At 33.9% G+C, this 19,979-nt stretch carries 19 protein-coding genes; 3 read left to right on the top strand and 16 right to left on the bottom strand.

Going from position 1 to position 19,979, the window contains the following annotated elements; translation table 11 throughout:
- The first annotated feature begins 447 nt into the window (after positions 1-447).
- Positions 448-1,602 carry a hypothetical protein gene (locus ABDW27_RS22720; protein WP_343698000.1) on the top strand — a complete coding sequence of 385 codons (1,155 nt, stop codon included), beginning with the start codon at positions 448-450 and terminating at the stop codon, positions 1,600-1,602.
- Positions 1,603-2,144: 542 nt separating this feature from the next.
- On the opposite strand, the gene ABDW27_RS22715 is transcribed toward ABDW27_RS22720, so the two are convergent.
- Positions 2,145-2,309, bottom strand: coding sequence for a PTS sugar transporter subunit IIBC (locus tag ABDW27_RS22715; RefSeq protein ID WP_343697999.1), 165 nt, complete (start codon positions 2,307-2,309; stop codon positions 2,145-2,147).
- Positions 2,310-2,499: 190 nt separating this feature from the next.
- Positions 2,500-3,966: a recombinase family protein gene (locus ABDW27_RS22710; RefSeq protein WP_343697998.1), complete on the bottom strand. Its 1,467-nt coding sequence runs from the start codon at positions 3,964-3,966 to the stop codon at positions 2,500-2,502.
- A gap of 458 nt (positions 3,967-4,424) precedes the next feature.
- Between ABDW27_RS22710 and ABDW27_RS22705 the strand changes: the two genes are divergently transcribed.
- Entirely contained in the window at positions 4,425-4,871 is a 447-nt protein-coding gene (locus ABDW27_RS22705) for a helix-turn-helix domain-containing protein (RefSeq protein WP_343697997.1), read from the top strand.
- Positions 4,872-4,885: 14 nt separating this feature from the next.
- On the opposite strand, the gene ABDW27_RS22700 is transcribed toward ABDW27_RS22705, so the two are convergent.
- The 13 genes from ABDW27_RS22700 to ABDW27_RS22640 form a co-directional block, all read right to left on the bottom strand.
- Positions 4,886-5,392 (bottom strand): hypothetical protein, encoded by a 507-nt coding sequence (locus tag ABDW27_RS22700; RefSeq protein WP_343697996.1) that lies wholly within the window; start codon positions 5,390-5,392, stop codon positions 4,886-4,888.
- A 17-nt stretch (positions 5,393-5,409) separates the two neighbouring features.
- The gene (locus ABDW27_RS22695; protein WP_343697995.1) at positions 5,410-6,243 is read right to left on the bottom strand and encodes a hypothetical protein; all 834 of its coding nucleotides are present in this window, start codon (positions 6,241-6,243) and stop codon (positions 5,410-5,412) included.
- Between the two features lie 54 nt (positions 6,244-6,297).
- On the bottom strand, positions 6,298-6,495 hold the full coding sequence (locus ABDW27_RS22690) for a hypothetical protein (RefSeq protein WP_343697994.1): 198 nt from the start codon (positions 6,493-6,495) through the stop codon (positions 6,298-6,300).
- Between the two features lie 152 nt (positions 6,496-6,647).
- Positions 6,648-7,805 carry an RES family NAD+ phosphorylase gene (locus ABDW27_RS22685; protein WP_343697993.1) on the bottom strand — a complete coding sequence of 386 codons (1,158 nt, stop codon included), beginning with the start codon at positions 7,803-7,805 and terminating at the stop codon, positions 6,648-6,650.
- Positions 7,806-7,970: 165 nt separating this feature from the next.
- Positions 7,971-8,390 (bottom strand): GNAT family N-acetyltransferase, encoded by a 420-nt coding sequence (locus ABDW27_RS22680; RefSeq protein WP_343697992.1) that lies wholly within the window; start codon positions 8,388-8,390, stop codon positions 7,971-7,973.
- A 13-nt stretch (positions 8,391-8,403) separates the two neighbouring features.
- Positions 8,404-9,402: a restriction endonuclease gene (locus tag ABDW27_RS22675; protein ID WP_343697991.1), complete on the bottom strand. Its 999-nt coding sequence runs from the start codon at positions 9,400-9,402 to the stop codon at positions 8,404-8,406.
- 44 nt (positions 9,403-9,446) lie between these two features.
- Positions 9,447-10,355, bottom strand: a complete 909-nt coding sequence (locus tag ABDW27_RS22670) for a hypothetical protein (RefSeq protein ID WP_343697990.1) — start codon at positions 10,353-10,355, stop codon at positions 9,447-9,449.
- Positions 10,356-10,412: 57 nt separating this feature from the next.
- Positions 10,413-10,892 (bottom strand): hypothetical protein, encoded by a 480-nt coding sequence (locus ABDW27_RS22665; protein WP_343697989.1) that lies wholly within the window; start codon positions 10,890-10,892, stop codon positions 10,413-10,415.
- A 21-nt stretch (positions 10,893-10,913) separates the two neighbouring features.
- Positions 10,914-11,699 carry a GIY-YIG nuclease family protein gene (locus tag ABDW27_RS22660; RefSeq protein WP_343697988.1) on the bottom strand — a complete coding sequence of 262 codons (786 nt, stop codon included), beginning with the start codon at positions 11,697-11,699 and terminating at the stop codon, positions 10,914-10,916.
- 35 nt (positions 11,700-11,734) lie between these two features.
- Positions 11,735-12,193, bottom strand: coding sequence for a hypothetical protein (locus ABDW27_RS22655; protein ID WP_198855783.1), 459 nt, complete (start codon positions 12,191-12,193; stop codon positions 11,735-11,737).
- Between the two features lie 147 nt (positions 12,194-12,340).
- Positions 12,341-13,156 carry a hypothetical protein gene (locus ABDW27_RS22650; RefSeq protein ID WP_343697987.1) on the bottom strand — a complete coding sequence of 272 codons (816 nt, stop codon included), beginning with the start codon at positions 13,154-13,156 and terminating at the stop codon, positions 12,341-12,343.
- A 105-nt stretch (positions 13,157-13,261) separates the two neighbouring features.
- Entirely contained in the window at positions 13,262-15,103 is a 1,842-nt protein-coding gene (locus ABDW27_RS22645; protein ID WP_343697986.1) for an ATP-dependent helicase, read from the bottom strand.
- Positions 15,090-17,108: an AAA family ATPase gene (locus ABDW27_RS22640; RefSeq protein WP_343697985.1), complete on the bottom strand. Its 2,019-nt coding sequence runs from the start codon at positions 17,106-17,108 to the stop codon at positions 15,090-15,092. Before ABDW27_RS22640 ends, ABDW27_RS22645 begins: the two co-directional genes overlap by 14 nt.
- 299 nt (positions 17,109-17,407) lie before the next feature.
- Here ABDW27_RS22640 and ABDW27_RS22635 point away from each other — a divergent pair, with 299 nt between their 5' ends.
- On the top strand, positions 17,408-18,238 hold the full coding sequence (locus ABDW27_RS22635; RefSeq protein WP_343697984.1) for a hypothetical protein: 831 nt from the start codon (positions 17,408-17,410) through the stop codon (positions 18,236-18,238).
- 619 nt (positions 18,239-18,857) lie between these two features.
- Here ABDW27_RS22635 and ABDW27_RS22630 read toward each other — a convergent pair.
- Complete coding sequence (locus ABDW27_RS22630; RefSeq protein ID WP_289877079.1) at positions 18,858-19,964, bottom strand: PepSY-associated TM helix domain-containing protein; 1,107 nt, start codon at positions 19,962-19,964, stop codon at positions 18,858-18,860.
- Positions 19,965-19,979: the final 15 nt, after the last annotated feature.

The raw sequence follows: 19,979 nt of genomic DNA, 5'->3' as shown, positions 1-19,979 counted from the left end.
GTATAGAATGTTCTTCAAAATTATTTTTTTTATCGCTGCACCAATAGAGAAACCAAAAAAAATCTGTTTCACACAAATTGTGAGACAGATTTTGATCTTCTTTAACAGCGACGGGCAGTATTTTCCAGCTTAACATTGCTGCATGCATGGAGTATTGGTAATAATCATCGTTCAGGCTTTTGCATTTGTCATAGATTCTTTGGTAGAAGTGCCGGCTCTAATCGCATTACTGATTTAACAGAACAAATTATAAATGCGGATTATCAAACGTAATTATAATATTGTAAATATGAATACTATTATTACTTTTATACACTAATTCTATAGGATATTAGAAGTATGATAGTCAAAATACTTGCGAGTAAAAAAATCTTATTACTTTTTATTAATTTATGTGTATTTCAATTATACGCACAGCAAAAAAATAGCTTATCCCAACAGTTTCTAATGAATATTGAAATCAGACCAAGAGTCGAATATACTTCAAATTATTTTCTTCCTCCCAACGATTCAATTGATCCTTATTTTATTATTACCCAGAGAAACAGAATTTCTATGCAGTATGCTAGAGAAAAATGGCTTATTAAATCCGATTTACAGGAAATTCATCTTTGGGATGAAAACAGCAAAGCTTCCAAAGTTGGAAGCATTAATTTTTATCAATTGTATTTTGAGACTAAGATTAAATCTCTAAATGTACGATTGGGAAGGCAAAGTGTTTTATTAGATAATGGCAGATTATTTTCTGATGCTCCTTGGGCACAGCAAGGGAGAGCCCATGAAGGAATACGGATAATGAAATACTCAAAATATTTCTCTAATGATTTTTTCTTTTTGTTTACCAGAAACTACAGCACTGAATTTGAGTCAGCCTACTCTCCTGTTGCATCAAATAGGTATAAATACCTGTTGGTAAATAGTCTCAATTACAATAACAATCATGGATTTTCATTTAATTCATTGAATGCTGTTGATTTTTTAGAAAACTCAAGTTCAGGGAAATTGTATACTCGTGCAACAGCAGGCGGAAGAATAGAATTTAAAACGAAACAATGGTATTATACTTTAAATTCATATTGGCAGTTTGGACGTAATTCAAAAGGTCAAAAATTATTTGCTTACTATTTTCAACCTGAAGTTAAATTATCTCTATTGAAATCTACTTGGCGTTTAGGTGCAGAAATAATTAGTGGCAGCAGTCCTAATCTATCATGGAAGTTCAATGGAAATATGAATGTCTTTACCCGTTTTCCCTCCGACGTTAACGGAAAAGGTTTAGTAAATCCTTATCTATTTACCGTAATTCCCTTAAATAGTAAACTATCTCTTCGTTCTGATTTTCACCTTTTTTATACTCGATACCCGCTTTTAAATAATTTGGGTCAAAAAATGACAAAGTTTCTTGGATATGAAAATGATTTTTCTTTGAAGTACTTACCTGTCAAAGAACTGGAAATTAATTATGCCTTTTCTTTTTATAAATCAACAAACGCAATGCAATATCTGCCAAAAATACAAGATGAAAATAAACTTGCTATTTGGAGCTACTTAATGATTTCATATTCTTTTAACGCGATCAATTTAAAGCATTATAAAAATTAAATAAAATAATATCCTGTATTAAATCTTACACAATTAAAAAATCTAAAGTTTGTTTTATCTGAAAGGTTGAATTATATCATCAACAAATTTTGATATTCATTTTCTTAAATAAATATTTTATTTTTAATCACTATATTTTATCTAGATATGCAAGTATCTACCCAACAAATAATTATTACAGCTAAAAGATAAAAGCATAAAGTTATTTAACGTTTTTCAATACATACCCTAACGATACATGCAAACCGCTTCAAAACAAAAAATCAAAAAATTATCTTACAAATTCACTTGAAAATAAGCCAATTTCTTTAAATCGTTCATAAAATGGTTTGTAAATTGTTCAGTAAGGTCACTTAAGGAGACAACTATATAATAGTTGTCTCTTTTTTTATGCACAAATTTGTAGATTTTTCAAGCCTTTACGACCTAATATTTTATGGTTCGAATTTTTCACAAGGAATTCTTAGTCTGTTAGAAATAAACAGTCTAAAAGTGGCTTTATCTGAGATTTAATCGAAGCTGAATGATGGTTCGAAGTCCCGTTAAGGATATAGGATTTTTTTCTCTTTTGGTTTATCGTAATTTTTTGAAACTAAATATAGTAATTCCAAAATAATTTTGGCTTCCTTCTCATCTACCTGAATACCATTCTTGGAAAGAATAATAGCGGCTTTTTCTACTGAAACATTCTTCTCAATGAAATTCATTTTTTTTATTGTTTTTTCGGTTACTTTTTTTTGATAGTATTTTTAAAAATGCCTGATTTAGATTTAAAGAAAGTGCTCCTGTTTTAAAATCAATATCAGTCGGTGGAATAAGATTTACAAGATGCCTTTTGTCTGAGACATCAAATTCAGAAAATCTTTGAAAGATTTCGACTAACGCGTTCTCTTCTACTTAATTTTTTTTATCAATGGCTTTTAATTTAACGACAATATCACGTGCTTCCTTTTTAAGATTTTTGGTACTGACTTGATTCTCTTTTTTTAATTCATTATAGTCATCAATTTTTAATATTCCGGCAATAAATAATTTTCTGCCTCGAGAAAGGGTTACTCCCTCCTCTTTTATTTTCCTCTCTAATACTTTTTGAGCATATAAATAACTTGCTTTCTGTGTCTTTATATTTTGGTCTTCTAAAATGTTCTTAAATAATTCAACTGTATTATTTGAGAGTATTAATCGTTGAAGTTTATTTTGATAACAATCATTAAGAAAGAGTGCATCTATCCTTGTCTTACAGCCATCACGACAATGATAATATGGATATTTTTTTGATCGTCCTTTTGAAACACTTCCGCCAAGTTTTCGATCACAAACAGGACAGGTTAAAAAACCTCTAAGAAAAAATAATGATTGTAAATCATTTCTTTTGGCAGTAGTTCTTCTCTTTGTATTAATTACAGACTGAACCTGCTTAAATAAAGACTCAGATATCAATGGTTCATGTAATCCTTTCACCACTTTCTCTTCACTAGAATCAAGTTTGATCGGTATAAGCCCGCAATAAACTGGGTTGTGCAAAATCCTGAAAAAGTGTGATCTTGAACATATTAACCCTTTATCATGAGCTATTTTCATGATTTCAGTTATTTTATGATCATTCTTGGCAACTTGATAAAAAGCCCATTTTATAATTTCGGCTTCAGGTTCTTTAGGAGCAATAGCTTTTTTGCCATCCGTTGATGTCAAATTGATAAATCCTAATGGTGCCTTACTTGGATGTCTGCCCATAAGCTTTGCCCGTCGAATGCCGTTTGCTGTGTTTTGGGCTCGCCGCGTATTTTCTGCTTCCGGAACAGCTAAATATACTGCCAGCATAACTGTGCTTTCCGGCACAGAGAAATCAATTGGCTGATCAATAGCCTTTGCTGTTGTTTTATATCTCCGAAGCTTTCCAATCATTTCGTACGCATATTCAATATTACGGCTAAATCGATCCCATTTGACAAATAGTATATTTTTATCTTCTCCTGATGATTTCTTTTTAATTTCTGAAAATAATCGGTTCCATTCTGGCCTATTGAAATTCTTGGCTGAGTAATCTTCGCGATAAATTCCTTTGACTTCTATATCGTAATATTTACAATATTTCAATAGCTTGTCCTCCTGTTCTGGTAAGGAGTATCCTTTTCTCTTTTGTTCGTCCGTACTCACACGAACGTATAAATAGGCTGATTTCATATTACATAATGTATTTGATTTATTTACTACCGAATACTCTTCATCAAATGAAATACTTAATTGAAAAAATATTCCATGTGTTATCAAATACAACGTAACAAACAGTAAAAGATTTGAATACAATTGCCTTAAGTTAACATCCAATTCTTTCTTAACTTGTATTACTACTACTCCGTCCACACTTCTTTACAAGTATCATAAGATCTATTTAAATACTTAAATATCACAACATTTTTTAAACTAAGTGTTAATAAACAATAACTTATCGTAATTCAAAATAAAAACTTCAACTCAGAGTAAACAGGTATTTTTACTCGATGTATAATATTATTTAAGCGATATTTTTGAAACAAGGCTTTAAATTGTAAGAACGGACCACCTACTTCGACTGCGCCTACTGGATTAGCCCAAAGGTTGCAGACATCCTGATCAAAGACATACTTGTGGGAAGTGGATAAGAAGCTGCATCTCTCCTATGCCTATCTCCAGGGAAAAATCCGCAAGGAATATGAGACGCAAGACCTGCTGTGAGAAGCACAATGATCTGATATCCATATCGGTTATCAGCATCATGTTTCTGTTTATCGCATTCGGTATAATATGTTTCTTTAGAATCAAAAGCGAATCGCGCAGGAAGTATGAAAAACTGCTCCAAAAAATTGAACAGGCCGACAAAGCAAAAGCGGAAAAAAAACGATGACACTGATTTCGTAATCAGCAGGGATGCCGAACAGGCCGTGCTGCAGTCTCTGAAAAAATTTGAATCCGGCAGGAAATTCCTGGAAAAGGATCTTGACCTCACCAAACTTGCAGGCCATTTCAATACAAACACCAAATACCTGTCGCTTATAATTTTACGCCACAGAAACCTAAAATTCTACCAGTACATCAACTCCCTTAAGATAGACTATATAGCCAAGAGGATCAGAAATGAAAAGATCCTTCAGAACTACACGCACGAAGCTCTTGCCCTGGAAGCCGGCTACTCCACAACCCGACGTTTCGTAAACGCTTTTGTAAGCTATACGGGGATTACGCCTAAATATTTCATTGAAGAATTAAGGAAGGAAGAAAATATAGGTTAAAACTAATTAATAGTTTATTCATCCTGTAAAATTTCAACATTTTTCATCGTATCCTGGTTATAGTAAGCTCTCTTAGTGTTCTTCCTTACTTCTTCATCATTGCAGACAATTCTAATTACAGTTGCCTGATTTACATAATTTTCCACAACAACATCGTCTACGTCGCCTGCAACTTCTTCATTCCAGTATTGCAATGCAATGGCATTTCTAATTCCACCATCCGTTTCGAGTGCTAAACTTTCAACCAAAGGATAATTCCCCCGATGCAGTATATCATCTTCCGCGATTTCAACCTCGTAAAATTTTGAATCAGTATCTAGAATCCAATATTTTTTTGCAGCTGAAAACGAATCAAATAATTTAACTATCTCATTCCTGTTTGGTTTTGCTTCTGGACGGTTCATTTCCAATAAATCTTCTATTGCAGTACGTGCAGCATTAATATTATTGATGAATGCAGCATTTGCACGGATTATATCTCCAATCGCGAAATCTCGTCGGTCTATTCTATAATAACTCATATTTTTTTCTTTCTAAATTAGCTTGAGGTAACCTGCCTTTGCAGATGAGATTCTATTTTTACAAATGCTTTGGTCATCTGACTAAGAACAATTGCTTCCTCACTCGAAATTGAAGGTGCCTCCAAACTTCCATGTCCGGAAAGCGGCTCAGAATTTCTTTTTCTGTAGATTTCTAAAATATAATCCAAAATAGAACCAGGCAATAAAGATTCATTTCTATACCTATCAAAGAAACCTCCTAAAGTCTGATTCTGGATGCCATCAGTGCCTATTACTTCTTTGGCCATAGTTTCAAAAATGCTTGCGCTGGAATGCAAAACATTTGAATAATCTTCCCTCTGCAAAGAATTTTCCATTCGATCAACCAATAGACGAATATTTGGATGTTCATCGTTAAAGCTTTCTTTTTCTATATCCCCAATTGGAAATACTTCTATTCCGTAGGTCCTATCTGCATACACAAATTTAAAGGAAGCATTTTCTTCCTTTAGGGCATCATTGATAAAGCTCAAATCCAAAATTCCCTTCACAAGTAATTCGCCTGCAAATTCAATAAATTCTATTGTATTTAACCTGCGGACTGATAAAAGGAAATTACTCTCATGCCACGCATATTCAGCATCTTGATAATATCCGTCATCATCTGATTCTAAAACATAGATACTTTTTGATAATAAGGTGCTGGACAAGTTTATAATAGTATTTTTTCGTGAAATTATTGTTTCACTATACTCAGGTTCTTCTGTCCACCGCATTAAATGTCTTGTGACAAAACCATAAAATTCCTGAGAAAGGACTTCATATTCTAAATCCTTCTTTTGCTCTTTAGTAGAGTAAATTGTAAATTTCATTTCTTTTTATACATTAAAATTTTAGAAAGTCTCTAATTAAGTCAATCCCATTATCTAAAGCGGCGTATGCATGACGACTTGTGTAATGTCAATTGTGTAATATGCAAGAATGCCAAATTTGTCCAGCTTGATGTGGATTCTGTTCCCTGTTATTGCTGTAACTTCCCAAAACTCATCATGATTGGTTTGAGCTTCTGTAGAATTAAAAATTACTTCATCTCCGACTTTTATGTCACTTATATTATAAATCATTTCAATTGTTTTAAATTATTTTTCTTAATACCATTAACCAATTTAATAGCTCAGATTTCAACAATCTGCAATATTAAAATTTCGTACTTTATATACAAACAACACTTATAAGAAATAGATCTTGTAAAATATCATTCTTATATTATTTATTATCAGAAAATTTCCGAAACATCTTTTCTACATTCTCTCTGAAAATATTGATAATTTACTTCCTTTATTTCTACGACCTCCGCTTCTTCAAATGTATAATGTAACAGCTCAGGTTCGAAAACAACCAAATTTTCACCTGTACCGACAGAACTTGCAAACAGGATGCCGTCAAAATCCAGTTTTCTAATACAATCTGCGATCAATTGTGTTATGCTGTATACATGCCTTTCCGCAGGTGGAATGACCTGCTGCATCAATTCACTAAATGTATTCAGCTTTCCGAACTCTCGCAGCCTCTTATCACTTTGATAAAAATTCAAAAATTGACTGTCAGTAAGATCGAAAATTCTCAAATCCCTATTTGTAATAAATTTGCCTATGGAAACCACATCACCCGGATGAGGACGTATTTCTGATATCGCGGTGTATTTGTCAGTAGCACAATAAAGATAAGTGACCCCTGCTCTATTTAATCTCCCAATACCCGCAATTCCAGGTGGAGGAGCGCCAATCTTTGTGCCAGAAAATGGAACAAATATGTCTTGTCCTTCAAATCCCCCAGTTATCACGCTCCTTTTTTTATCTTCAACTCCTGTTCTAGCCCTGTAAAAACCGGTTTCTTTCTTTATAAGCATTTCTGCGCAGTCTGCATACTTCGACAGCATTTTGGTTATTTGATCTTCAAATTTGAAGTAATTCTCAGTTTTTAGTTTTTCTGCAATCTCGGTTATGGAATAATCTAAATTTGTCTTAATAGCCTGAAGAAGAGGATTTTGTTGACCATCGTAATGACCAGCAAATATTGAAACGCCCTTGTCAGAATCTTCGTATGCTTCAAACGAATCTATAATATCCATCAATTCATCGCAAATATCTTGATTCTTAAAATTTTCCTTATTTATAAAATTTTCTTCAATGAGCGCAATATATCCATCTCCTCCCCAATGCTCGTTGTAGTCCCACTCGGAAAAATGATAACGGATCAAGGCCTTAATCATCTGAATAAATTCGTTGCTCTCAGCACCTATGACAAATTCATTATTTTCACAGCAGGTGCACAACCCTTTTATTCCGATGTTACTAATCAGTTTTTTTAGTCGAATATCCTTTGCGCATTCGATACAGAGTTGTATCTGATCATTATCTTTTATTTCATTCATGTCTTGTTGTTTATACTTCTAAAATCTTAAACCATTTATAATATTTCATATTACATTAAAATCAAGTCCATAATCATCTTAACAATTGGGAATAAGTAACCTTTTGCAGCTATAGAAAGTCAAAATAATTTATGAACATTTAATATTTTAAACCTTTCGTTATCGTTACTTAACACTGATTACCTTTTGGTAAACATACACCCAGTTTCCGCTTTTTGGATAGAAAAATCTGTTGACCTGAGAATATCCTTTCCTTGAAAAAAGACGGATACTGCTATCATTGCTGGTTCTGATGGTGCATTGCAGAACTTTTGCACCGCCATCTTGCGCTTTGGCTTCTGCCAGTGCAAGGATTTCATTACCGTAACCTTTCCCCTCGTATTCTTCTGCAACTACGACATGTGAAATTTCCCATTGATACCATTGAACCTTCTTGCTTTCAGCTAAGGCAATAATTTTTCCGCTATCCACCAGATAAACATAATTAGCTCTCGATTTTAAAATGCATTCACCTGTATAAGTGTTGACTAATTGGTTTCTTGCATTCAGCAGATCGGCAATTTGATCGGCAATTTGTTTCGTCATAACAATTTTATCTTTATCGTTTTGTCATCGCTTTTACCCAGCTCTCTATTTCCTTATTCTCAGCAAACTGCAGGGGATATTTTCTAATGGCAACCACCTTTTTGCCTCCAGTAGCAACCCTGGAGGTCGTGGCTATAAGCCCTTTTACTGCACCTTCAAACTGGACATCCGAGTAGAATGATTTAACCGTTTCAATTTTGACATCATTCGTTTCTTTATGCCTTTTACACTGGATTATTATATAAGGCTTTATGCTATCATTTTTATCGAAAACCCTTATGTCAATACCGCCATCATTTGAACCAGGTCCAAGTTCTACTGAATAATCCTGTCTGTTAAAAAACTCAGCCGTTAGTCTTTCAAAATTTCGCCAGTGCATATATTCCAATTTCTCTGGATTGACAGCCAGATAATTAATAAATTTTTGATCAATAAATTGGGAAGCGACAAGAGGTATGTGTTCATCTTGAAACAATTTGTTTAATTCAATTCCACCGTCCCATAAAATTTCTTCAACAGGTTTTATATTGTTCGACATTTTTTGATTATGCATGATATTTTCTAACGCATTTATAACAACTTCAGCAGGAGCAATTTTTTCCTCTAAAATTTTATCAACTATGGGATTAGGATCTATTAACGTTGGATTTTCGTGATCATATGCTTCGGCCATTAATTCCATGAACCTTTCATGAACCCCAACAATATTATATCCCTTGCTATCCCATTCCAAATATTTTTCTAAATCATTTAACAATAATGGCGAATCACTCTCGTCAAGTTCTCCCAGTCTCTTCCGCACCAACCAGCAATATTCATCAAAATTCTCGGATCGCATTCTTATGGTCATTCCTTTTTTAGAATTATAATCTTTAAACATTTCCTCATCAGGATAGCCCTGTACAAGTATTCCAATAAGAAAATCTTCTGAAATCACTAATCCAGACTTGACCACGACAATATCTAACAAAGTATTTATTAAGGTCTCCAACCTCCAATTTATAGCTCCCATATTTGTAAAAAATTAAATTAAAACATCCTTAATATTTAAAGACCTTATTTGTCAGCAAGGCGTTTACTTGAAAAGTAGAATAATGAAGTATCAATACCCAGACCAAATCCAAACCAATATTTATTGCTATAAATCCATTTCTTAGAAGTGTCAGAAAATCCTATATCTGCACCGATGGGAAGAAATGCTAAATTAATTTTATCGTACACGGTTAGCATGACTCCGCTACTGAGGCTTAAATAGACCTGACTTGTGGGAGCGCTATCCAAAATCTGTCCGTTTGTATTTCCAGCCTTTAAGGTTTCAACTGATGGCCCTGCCAGTCCAACTACTCCCCATCTGAAACGGGTTTTCTTTCCTGTGTAATAATATTTGTCGCGAGTCCTGAAATATCCAAAAGTTAAAGAAACATTTTTTATGCTGGCACTTGATTCCGAAGGTATGTCACCAACTCTTCCACGCACTTTAAACGGAACGGACATAAGACCTATGCCCAATTCTTGTTCCTTTATAATCTCCGGACTATTAGGATAAGCCAATTCCGCAAAAACCATAATTCTTCCTGCACCTTCTTTTATTATTCTGGATGTTTGTACTGTTCCATTTCTTATAATCTCTGAGTTGACAATTGTACTATTATCTTTCAGTCCTCCGTCTGGCACATCTCCTTTAAAATTGAAGTAATAGACCCCATTTTTAACCTCGACCGAATGAATGTATCTGTTGGTAATTTTGTAATAGACATCTAAATCGACAATAGTGTCAAGCCGCATCATAACAGCCGTAGCTTTGGCTTTTTTTGCCGCTTCGGCCTTTGATTCCGTTTGGCGATTTGATTCTTCCTGCAAGGCCTCTTTTACCGCTGAAGTGATAATTGCCTTGTCAGATTCCTTAAGAATCTGGGAATAAGATTTCAATCCAAATAATAATAAAAAGAGTAAAACTTTTTTCATGGTTACATTTTTAAAATTAGATATTCTGTTTTTTTATCTCCCAAATCAAGACCGGGTTCATTCGAGCGTATGGTATTTACTCATAAATTTTTCTACTTCATCGACTTTGAAAAAATTGGTCTTGTAGTCTTTATTTTCAAAATAACCGCAAACAATATCACCGTCCTTATAACCTTGCATATGGCATACCTTATTAAAATTTATTGGGCTATTGCCTAATTGATCCTGTCCTACGATCCAGTTGATTGTCATCTCATCATCTGTCAAACGATGCTTCACGACATTTCCTACTTTTAGTTCACTATTTATAGCAGGTATTCTATCTGCCAGATTAGCTATCAAGCTGTTTCCTGGAATTGTGGCTTTTTTATTCTTGCCGTACTTGACTGCTATATCTCCCGTTTGATAATCGGGCCTCATCATTAAACCTCTATTTACATCGATTGGCAATCCGGCACTTTCTGTAACTCCTACTACCCATGTAATCATTAATTTTTCAGTACTTGCCTTCAAGTATACTATGTCATTTAATTTCATATTATTTTTTTAAGTTTTGTGTTATAACTGGATATTACATTTTAAATTCATGAATTTTCCAATCTCCTCTAATTCTCTAAGTTTTAATCTAAACCATTCGCCTCGAACTCTGCTTTTACTGTATTTTTTATGAAGCTCTCTTTCTAAGGCTTTGTCGCAACACCATACTGCAATTATGAAGATTTTTGGCTCCTGTGAATGAAGCGTCTTTTCACGATAATGTGGTTTTATGCTTGTACCTATTTTAATTAATGATGTTTCTTCATTTACCATCAAATAAACATATTCTTTATCTTCTTCGGATTTCAGTTCGTAATTATTGTCAAATAATTCTCGAAGGAATTCAACTTTGTCAATTAGTCTAATCACTTTGATAGGTCTTGAAGAAGCTCCAACCGCGTTTTTACACTCGAACATTTTCAGCTCAATTGTTGTTGTGGTAAAAAATCCCATTTTTTCTAGAAAAGATCTCAAGCGCGTTTGGAAAATATTAAATGCATTGATAGCATCAATTTCTTCGTAATCATCGGCAATCATTAGGCAGAATCGGAAAAGAAGAGTAAAATATTCAGGGTCATCAATTTCTAGGCAGATGATATCCCCTTTTAATTGATTCAGATTGTTTATAAAAAACATATGAACTAGAAGTGATGCTTGATCATCAAATAATTTAACCCCAAAGCAATTGCGATTAATTCCAGATATAACATTATGTATTGCGCCATTGTCTTCCTTATCTAATTCCAGAATATCTTCTCTGGATAAAGTAAAACAAATATCGGCAAATCTATCTATTAAGTTTTCCATAGTCTATATAATTCTTCTAGTGGTTCCGCTTAAAATTAATTTTTCGGAATTAATTGTTCCACTGAAAAATAATAAAATTCATCATTGATTGGATTTCTTGTTTGCTTATCCACTACTCTTACCGGAATATTATATTTGGTTCCAATATTAGCAGTAGAATCATCACCTTCAAAAAATTTGCTGACTAAATTATCCCACAAAGATTGCTCCTGATTTGGATTTTCAAGATGGAACTGCTCTACCTGAATATGCGCAGTAGCCCTACTCAAATAGAAGTTGTGATATTCATACATTCGTTCCTTAAGATCAGGATTGTTATCCAATCGATTATAGGATCTAGAAAATATAACAACCTTTCTCCTTTCAAACGCAGCTAAAAGTTCTGCAACAAAATGCTTCGCCTCGACCTCGTTTTTCACAATAAATGTTGTTGCGAAATGAATTATGGCATTGCAATTCAAATCTTCAAATCTAATTTCTAAAAAAAATTCCATTTCTTTTATTCTTTTGATTAATGTTAATATTTCAAACTTTTTTAAATTAATTTTCCATTAATAGACCGTTAAATTATTTCATCTGACATTTTTAAACTATATATGGTTGGTTATTTTGAAATTTAAATATAAGAAACAATTAAATAATTAATGTACTCTTACAATCCTAGATTCAGGAAAATCGACATCAAGGTATTTTTTTATAAGCCCGGTAATAACATCAATGCGGGTTCCTATAATTATATATCTGTTTTTTACAGGCCAATCGGTCATTATTGCAGTTAGTTTAGGTTTTATGACTCCTGAAACTAAATGTGAAGGATCTGTATACCATAGACCGCACCCGCTGATACCGTGGAGATCAGGGCCAGTTCCAAAAGTATTGTTTTTGCCGTTATAGGCAAGTTTTTTATTATAGAATGCCGCAACATTGATTGCCGGATTACGATTTAATTTTGAATATTCCTCATTTTTTGCCGGCGAAGTAAAATAAAAAAAAGTAGTAGCATCGAAAATATCGGTTTTGTACAAAACTTTTGATTTTGATGTGGGATAACCCAGAAATGTGTAGCATTCCCCATCTCTGAATGTATGATTGATAGCCAAATCCTCCGCCTGTACAAAAGTATATCTCCTTAAAATATGCGAAACACAATTGTCATCCAATTTCAAAACAGCAACATCAATTCCATCTTTATCTCTATTTGCTGGATTATTATAAAAGATAGTGCCGCCAGGCTTAATTATTTCATAGTCTTCTGATAAAAAAATAAATAAATCCCTGTACCTGTCGAAAACATGAGCTGCGGAAACAAGGAAATAGTGCTCTTGAATCTGAATAAAAACACCTGTCCCGTGAACTTTATAATTCGAGGTGTCCGTTAGCAGCATGCATGTGCAGCTCCTCATTGATCCCAGGCTCATTAATTGGAGTTCTCTATACATTTCTTCTGGTGTTTCCATATGTCAAAAGATTAACATTACTAATTCAATTTTTTATAGACTTAAATTTCAGCTGCGCCGTAACTTCTGAATTTGATGAATCCGCCAAAAACATCACTAAAACAATCATTTCCTTTGTACTATCTGTACAATTCCTGATTTCTGTAATTCATCAAAAATAACTTTGATCTTATTAATAGACTGCTTCTGCTCTCCAAATCTGCCCGTTCTTTTCTTGCTTAAGGTGAACATTACTTTTTCTTTTGCTCTTGACAGGGCGACAAAAAAAGCGCATTTATCTTCGTCAGGCTGTTGGTCGAATGACCAGAATGCGCCGTCTTCCAGACCTATAAATACAACCGTATGATATTCCAGTCCTTTGCTTTTGTGGATTGTCATAACAGGTATCGTATCTTTTCCCATCACCATATCTAATGCTTCACACATATCATTTACTGAAAGGTAATCTTTAATCAGTTCTGCTTTCAATAAGCCCAGAATCCGGTTAAATTCCACGATATTTTTATAATGTGGATAATTAGCCCTTATCCTGTCAATTCCCGCAAATTCGATTATTTCATCAATTAGGCTTTTGACCTGGACTTCCGAAAGGCCATTTTTCTTCCATTTCTCCCTCAGTCCCTTAATAAATCCTGAAAGAGCTATTTCGAGCTTTAGCAGCTGTTCATCTTCAAGTTCAGTATGCAGGTTTCTCAAAAAGTTGAAGGCATTTTCTTTGGCATTCCCTGATTTGCTCTTGAATATGACATAAAGGGTATCAATGACATAATTGCATAATTCCTGAGTTAGTACATCCTGCAGAACGTTTTCGTCTCGGGCTTTAATTCCGTTCTGATTAAAGAAATCAATAAGTTCCCCTGCATAGACGTCAAGCTGCTGCTTTACCAGTATGCATATACATCTTGGATCAATTCCATCCTCATTAATCCACTTTTGAATATCCTTAAACAGTATTTCCATTTCTGATTCAGGATTCTCGAATATCCAAACCTGACATTCTCCCTGATCTTCACGCCATTTAGGGGAAGGCAGTGCTAAATCATCTTTTCCCAGCAGATGTTTGGTAAGATGGTTCAGCAGGGCAACGAGTCTGGGGGCGCACCTGAAATTCATATTCAAAGGTATCCTTTCCGCTCCCATTTCATTTATAAAATCTTCAAATACAGTTTTCCGGGCTCCTGCCCATATCATAATTCGCTGTTTGTCGTCTCCAACTGCTGTAAAGAAACTGCTGCTTCCCAAAAAACAGCTTTTAAAAAAATCATACTGGATTTCAGTAGTATCCTGAAATTCATCCAGGAAAACGAATTGATAAGTCTGCTGCAGGTATGACCTGATTTTGGGATTGCTCACCATAATGTATTCTGCTAAGCGCATCACCATAATAAATGAAAGTTTTGACTCCCGCATCATTCTGCTCCATACTTTACCCTTCAAAACTTCTTCTGAACTGTCTTTAGAAAATGGCAGCTGCACGTTGTGCAGCTTTATGATTTTATCTTTATTGGTAGAACCGTAAAAATCAATATCTTCAGCCCTATAGTATTCTAAAACAGACTTTTCATTTAATAGGATATCGTATTCCGGAACTAATCTAAATGTATCTGGAAGCGCTGAGAGAAAACGATCCAGAATTTGCTTGGCAAATGAATCAAATGTCAAAGAATCAAATCGTTTTGACAATTCATCACCGCATCGAAGCCTCACACGCTCCTTTAGATTACTGGCCGCATCCCTTTTAAAGCTTATTGCGAGGATTTTATGAGGATAGCGGCAGGTGTTGGTCTGTAGTAAGAAGCATGCCTTCTGTGCTAAAAGTTCTGTTTTGCCAGCTCCGGGACCAGCCACCACTAGACTGTTTTTAACTTCGGTTGCGACATTGTGCGCATTCTTTTCGAGCTCAAGTCCATCTGCAGGAATCCACTCGTCAGTTTTAATGGGCTTCATCTGCTTGTTCTGTATCTAAAATTTCTTTTATGCGCATAAAAAATTCATTAAAAACGGGCGGCAGATTTTCTCTAATCTCTCTGACCCTCATTGAAGACAATACCTGAATATGAGTTGCCGGTTTTCCTCTTCCTAAAAAGTGGTAATTGTACCAGATCATCAATTTCTTTTCTTCGTGAGAATATGTATCCCCATTGGCTTTTTCAGACTTTAAGACAGCATGCACAGCCGAAATTACCTTTTTGCCAAATTTCTCTGCTTCCGCTTCCTCATTCGGAATCTGCGGTCCGCCATTTTCCGGCACTGCATTTTTATAAAAGTCAGGATAGTGTGTAAGCATTAAAAAATCAAGATCTAGTGGAGCGGAATAAAAAACATCAAAACACTTTAGTCTTTCTACCCAACTATTCAGGCTTTTAATATTTTCTTGCTTATTTAATGCCCTTGTATGCATACTCTCTAGTTTATTATCTTGCATTACCGTATCATCAGATAACAATAAAACTTCGTTTTTATCTGTGCCAGATTCTATTAATTGTTTTATTGCATATTTAATCCTTCCCCATCCGCCTCCATCTCTTCCAATATCAAGATCCAGAAGAGTCACATAAGGAATACGAAGAGCCTGAAGCAGTTTCCAAATATGATTTACAAAACGGTGTCCTAGCGGAGCAAATGTTATAATGTTATCATCGAAATCGACCTTCATTACCTCCATTAGACGGTTAAATATTACCTCCTCACTATCCCCTTCTCCAATGACAACCAGCTTTGCAAAATAAATTTCGGGATAATTATGCACGGCCTCTTTTATATATTTGTAAGCTTCGTCTTTTCTGTCAGGAAGCAAAATCCTGTTGACTTCTGTTTCGTAATTTTGATTGATTCTGAAATGCAGTATGCATTCAGGTCTTAATCTTTTCACAATCGCCGGTGTATGTGAGGAAAGCAGTACCTGTGAACTTTCATTGCGACTGATTTTCTTTAGAATTTTTATAACCCTACCCAGCAGCTGCGGCGCAATATGATTTTCAGGTTCTTCCACTGCAAGGATTGTAAGCAAAGGACGGTTTATCCCGATATTCTCTTGATCTTCCTGTTCTGAAAGTTTTTCTTCTATATCCAGCAGCGCGCACACCAGGGTAAGATAAAACAGTGAACGATAACCCTCTCCAAGTTCATCAATCTTATAGGATTTATAAGTCCCCGTAGGACTGAAAGAAATCTCTATTTTTTTTAATATAGAATCTAGATCACTACCTCCAAAACCTAGCGCAGTATCCTTATAACGTTCATCTTTATGGAACTGCTGCCATAATTCTGTTATGGATTCCTGAACTGTGCCGAACTCATTCAGCGAATTGAAAAGACCGTTTAATTCAGTCACTTTCTTATCAAATTTTCCTTTAAAAGCGTCACTCCATTTAATCTTTTTTAAGACACGAAATAAAATCGTACCCGAAGAATATCGTAATTGTTCAGTAGGTCTTCTGATAGCAGGAACATACAGCAATTGAATCAAACTTCGGAAATGACTTGGAAAAAGCCTTTTGCTGTCTTCAGTTTCCTGAACTCCTTCAGCAGTTTTTATAAAATACATTTTAGAATCGATTTCCCCTTCAGGAATAAAATTCGATTTTTTCCAATAAGCTTCTAATCGTATTCGCAGATAAGGATCCCCGTCTTCTTCGTCTACAACCATTTCAGAAAAAAAATGCGGGATCGCCTCTTTTTCTTCCTCTGAAAAATCAATTACCGCTTCAATGGAAGTTTTCTTCTCCTCAGCAAAATCAGGATTTTCATCCTTGCCAACATGAAAATCCTGACGAAAAAGCTCCCGATCGGCAGATGTCTGCCCAAACAATTTCTTTAACGCTTCAAGACAAGTGGTTTTGCCCGCACTGTTTAGCCCTATCAACCCCACCAGATCATCTTCAATTGGAATCAAAACTTCATTAGGTCCAAACGATCTGAAACCTTTAATTTTTATTGTGCTTATCTTCATATTTCATTTTTTGGTAATTCAAATATCATCTGTTTCAGCTGATTTTTTTTACGGAAAACCATATTCGTATCAAATATAAGAATGAGTAAAAAATGAACACTAAGTATTTACACGTGTTTTGGTTATCTTTTGACACTTAACATATCTAAACAATCTAAATTCAATAAATTATAATGGAAATATTCTATATTTGGTAATAAATATTGTGTGATAGGTATCACAAATATCTATCTAACTCTAGGTGGCTTTGTGTGATTTTGTCGCACATCTAAATAAGTTATATGATATCTTAAAACTACATGGACAAAATTAATTTTAACGAAGCTGAAATATTAGGAGCCCTTGGAAGGTCAGGCTATCTCTTTGAATCAGAAATTTCAAAAATGTTAAGTGAAAAAGGTTTTTTTGTTGAAACAAATACTGTTATCAAAGATCCAATTACAGGAAAGAGTAGAGAAATTGATTTGATTGCTGAATTATATGAAGCAAATGTTGATTATAAGAAAAATAAATGCTTTACTAATGTTAAATATGTTTTTGAAATAAAAAACAATTCTGCTCCTCTAGTTTTACTTACTGAATTTGAAAATAATCCAAACATTCAAGATTGGGAGGCATTTAAACAACGAATAACTATTCCTCCAGAAATGGAAGATTATTTTTCAAGTCATTATTGGGATAAAATAGTGATGGAAAACAAATTCTCAATATTTACCCAATATTGCTCCTTCCAACATAAAAAAAACAACGCAAAAGACGAATTAATGGCTCTTCATCCTGATAATATTTATGAAGGATTGTCGAAAATTTCTCAATATTGTGAGCAAAAAATTAAACCTGAAGACAATAATGAAGCTGACCAATATTTTCGCCTTTTTTTATATCTGCCAATTCTTTTAATTACTGATGATTTATATGAATTAAAATATGATGAGATAAAAAATCCCAAATTAATGAAAACGGAATGTTCTTTATTGCTTTATAATTATCATTATGAAAATAATCCAACAATGGCTTACATATTTGTTGTAACTAAAGACGGGTTGCCTAAACTACTTAACTTTATGATGGAAACTGAAAAAGAAATCTTTGAAGATTTAGTAGAACGTAGAAAAAAAGGGATGAAATAACAACTACTATAATTGATTTAGGCAATTTTCTTAATAGAATTTGAATGATTTGGCAAATCCGAAAGCAAGGACTTAATTTACTTCAAACCAACTATCTATGCAAAAAAAAATTAATGCAATTTACTGATATAGAAAAGGAATTTCACCGAAAAATGAAAACAAAATAAATCATTCTTCGTTTTAATTTGAAAGTGCACTGTTATTAATTATAAACAAGTTAAGATTGTTTCTTTCTAAATAATCATTGATAAATTTTGATGTGAATATTTTAAGAATTATAATTTAAATTTACTTGGAAACAAATGACAAACTATTTATCAAAGATTTATCCTTACGATCATCATTTTATTGAAATCATATCTTCGTTGAATTAACATTTTTTAACATTTAACCCTTACGATACATACAAACCGCTAATAAATAAAAATTCAAAATAATTATCCTACAAATTCACTTGAAAGTAAGCTAATTTCTTTAAATCATTCATAAAATGGTTTGTAAATTGTATCGTAGAGGTCCCCCATTTTAAACTCATTTTAATGAGTTACAAAAAAACTTCTTAGCCCCAGAGCAGGACATAGATTTGAACGAGTTTTAAAATCACAAAACAGATATCTTATTATTTGTATTTTTTAGATATTTCTTTTCTGCCTTTTCTTCTCCAAAGAATAAATCCAGTAATAGAAAGTACTGCAGGACTGAATCCGGCAATTACATACAGAATTTTTATCCAAACACTATCATAATCCCCCCTGTGGAGCTGTTTCATCATCCAATAAAACCGGTCGGAAAATGATTTTTCTTCAATCCGTATTGTTTTAATCCAATTTCCATTATTACTGTCATAATAAACGTCACTGCCTTTCCCAAAATACAGCGGGTTTTGGGTATCAGAAAACTCACCGCTTACTATAATATCCGTTTTTTTATCAGCAGCTATTTTTACGGCAATTGGATTAAAATTCGGAATCTCCCGTGCCTGTTTTATCACCTGGTCAATATTTGCCCTTGTCCGATAATTCTGTTCTTTCTTAGAAATTAATTCCCATTCAGAAGGTAAAAAAAGACTTTTATTCATCCAGAAACCTGTAAAAAAAAGAATAAAATTAAGCAACAGGGTCCAGACACCAATAATCCTGTGCAGCGAAGAATAAAGGGTTCTGGAAGATTTACGATTTAACTTCTCTTTAAAAACAAGTACAGCAAATATCTTTTTGCGATAAATGATCACACCTGTAATTAAGTTTAAAATTAATGCAATGGCCGCAATGGCCGTTATAAGCCTGCCTGGTTTATCAATTAAAAGGGAATAATGCGCAGCATACAGCCAGCGGAAAAAAGGCGATTGTAAAGAGCTAAAACTGCCTTCTGCTACAATTTTTCCAGAATAAGGGTCTACCATACAGCAATAGAGATAATTATCGCTGACATTATCCTGATAATTAAAAATCATAAATTCATAGGTGTCGCAGCTATTTCTGGGAAAAGTCTGCAGCATGATCTGCCGCGCCTGGGGATACCTCTCAGAGACTTTATGATACATCTGGTTTAATGAAATGGTTTTACTGCCCTTTACACAGCAATGCATTGGCGGATTATTGAAATACTCAATCTCTTTTTTAAAAACCAATAAAGCGCCCGAAATTCCAAAAAACAGATACAGTACCCCGAAAAACAATCCGAGGCAGCTGTGCAGTTTAAATGAGGTCTTTGTAATTTTTTTCAATGGAAGTTCTGAATT

Source organism: Flavobacterium sp., from assembly GCF_039595935.1.
In the GTDB taxonomy this organism is placed as follows: Bacteria; Bacteroidota; Bacteroidia; order Flavobacteriales; family Flavobacteriaceae; genus Flavobacterium.
The sequence above is the reverse complement of the archived record's forward strand: the minus strand, read 5'-3'. Positions and strand labels throughout refer to the sequence as shown.

What these genes read in the sequence shown, in the direction of transcription:
- ABDW27_RS22690 (WP_343697994.1), bottom strand. Translation starts at nt 6,495, where the DNA reads ATGATTTATAATATAAGTGACATAAAAGTCGGAGATGAAGTAATTTTT.
- ABDW27_RS22660 (WP_343697988.1), bottom strand. Translation starts at nt 11,699, where the DNA reads ATGGAAAACTTAATAGATAGATTTGCCGATATTTGTTTTACTTTATCC.
- ABDW27_RS22680 (WP_343697992.1), bottom strand. Translation starts at nt 8,390, where the DNA reads ATGACGAAACAAATTGCCGATCAAATTGCCGATCTGCTGAATGCAAGA.
- ABDW27_RS22695 (WP_343697995.1), bottom strand. Translation starts at nt 6,243, where the DNA reads ATGAAATTTACAATTTACTCTACTAAAGAGCAAAAGAAGGATTTAGAA.
- ABDW27_RS22650 (WP_343697987.1), bottom strand. Translation starts at nt 13,156, where the DNA reads ATGGAAACACCAGAAGAAATGTATAGAGAACTCCAATTAATGAGCCTG.
- ABDW27_RS22670 (WP_343697990.1), bottom strand. Translation starts at nt 10,355, where the DNA reads ATGAAAAAAGTTTTACTCTTTTTATTATTATTTGGATTGAAATCTTAT.
- ABDW27_RS22715 (WP_343697999.1), bottom strand. Translation starts at nt 2,309, where the DNA reads ATGAATTTCATTGAGAAGAATGTTTCAGTAGAAAAAGCCGCTATTATT.
- ABDW27_RS22635 (WP_343697984.1), top strand. Translation starts at nt 17,408, where the DNA reads ATGGACAAAATTAATTTTAACGAAGCTGAAATATTAGGAGCCCTTGGA.
- ABDW27_RS22665 (WP_343697989.1), bottom strand. Translation starts at nt 10,892, where the DNA reads ATGAAATTAAATGACATAGTATACTTGAAGGCAAGTACTGAAAAATTA.
- ABDW27_RS22720 (WP_343698000.1), top strand. Translation starts at nt 448, where the DNA reads ATGAATATTGAAATCAGACCAAGAGTCGAATATACTTCAAATTATTTT.
- ABDW27_RS22655 (WP_198855783.1), bottom strand. Translation starts at nt 12,193, where the DNA reads ATGGAATTTTTTTTAGAAATTAGATTTGAAGATTTGAATTGCAATGCC.
- ABDW27_RS22640 (WP_343697985.1), bottom strand. Translation starts at nt 17,108, where the DNA reads ATGAAGATAAGCACAATAAAAATTAAAGGTTTCAGATCGTTTGGACCT.
- ABDW27_RS22645 (WP_343697986.1), bottom strand. Translation starts at nt 15,103, where the DNA reads ATGAAGCCCATTAAAACTGACGAGTGGATTCCTGCAGATGGACTTGAG.
- ABDW27_RS22675 (WP_343697991.1), bottom strand. Translation starts at nt 9,402, where the DNA reads ATGGGAGCTATAAATTGGAGGTTGGAGACCTTAATAAATACTTTGTTA.
- ABDW27_RS22705 (WP_343697997.1), top strand. Translation starts at nt 4,425, where the DNA reads ATGAAAAACTGCTCCAAAAAATTGAACAGGCCGACAAAGCAAAAGCGG.
- ABDW27_RS22700 (WP_343697996.1), bottom strand. Translation starts at nt 5,392, where the DNA reads ATGAGTTATTATAGAATAGACCGACGAGATTTCGCGATTGGAGATATA.
- ABDW27_RS22685 (WP_343697993.1), bottom strand. Translation starts at nt 7,805, where the DNA reads ATGAATGAAATAAAAGATAATGATCAGATACAACTCTGTATCGAATGC.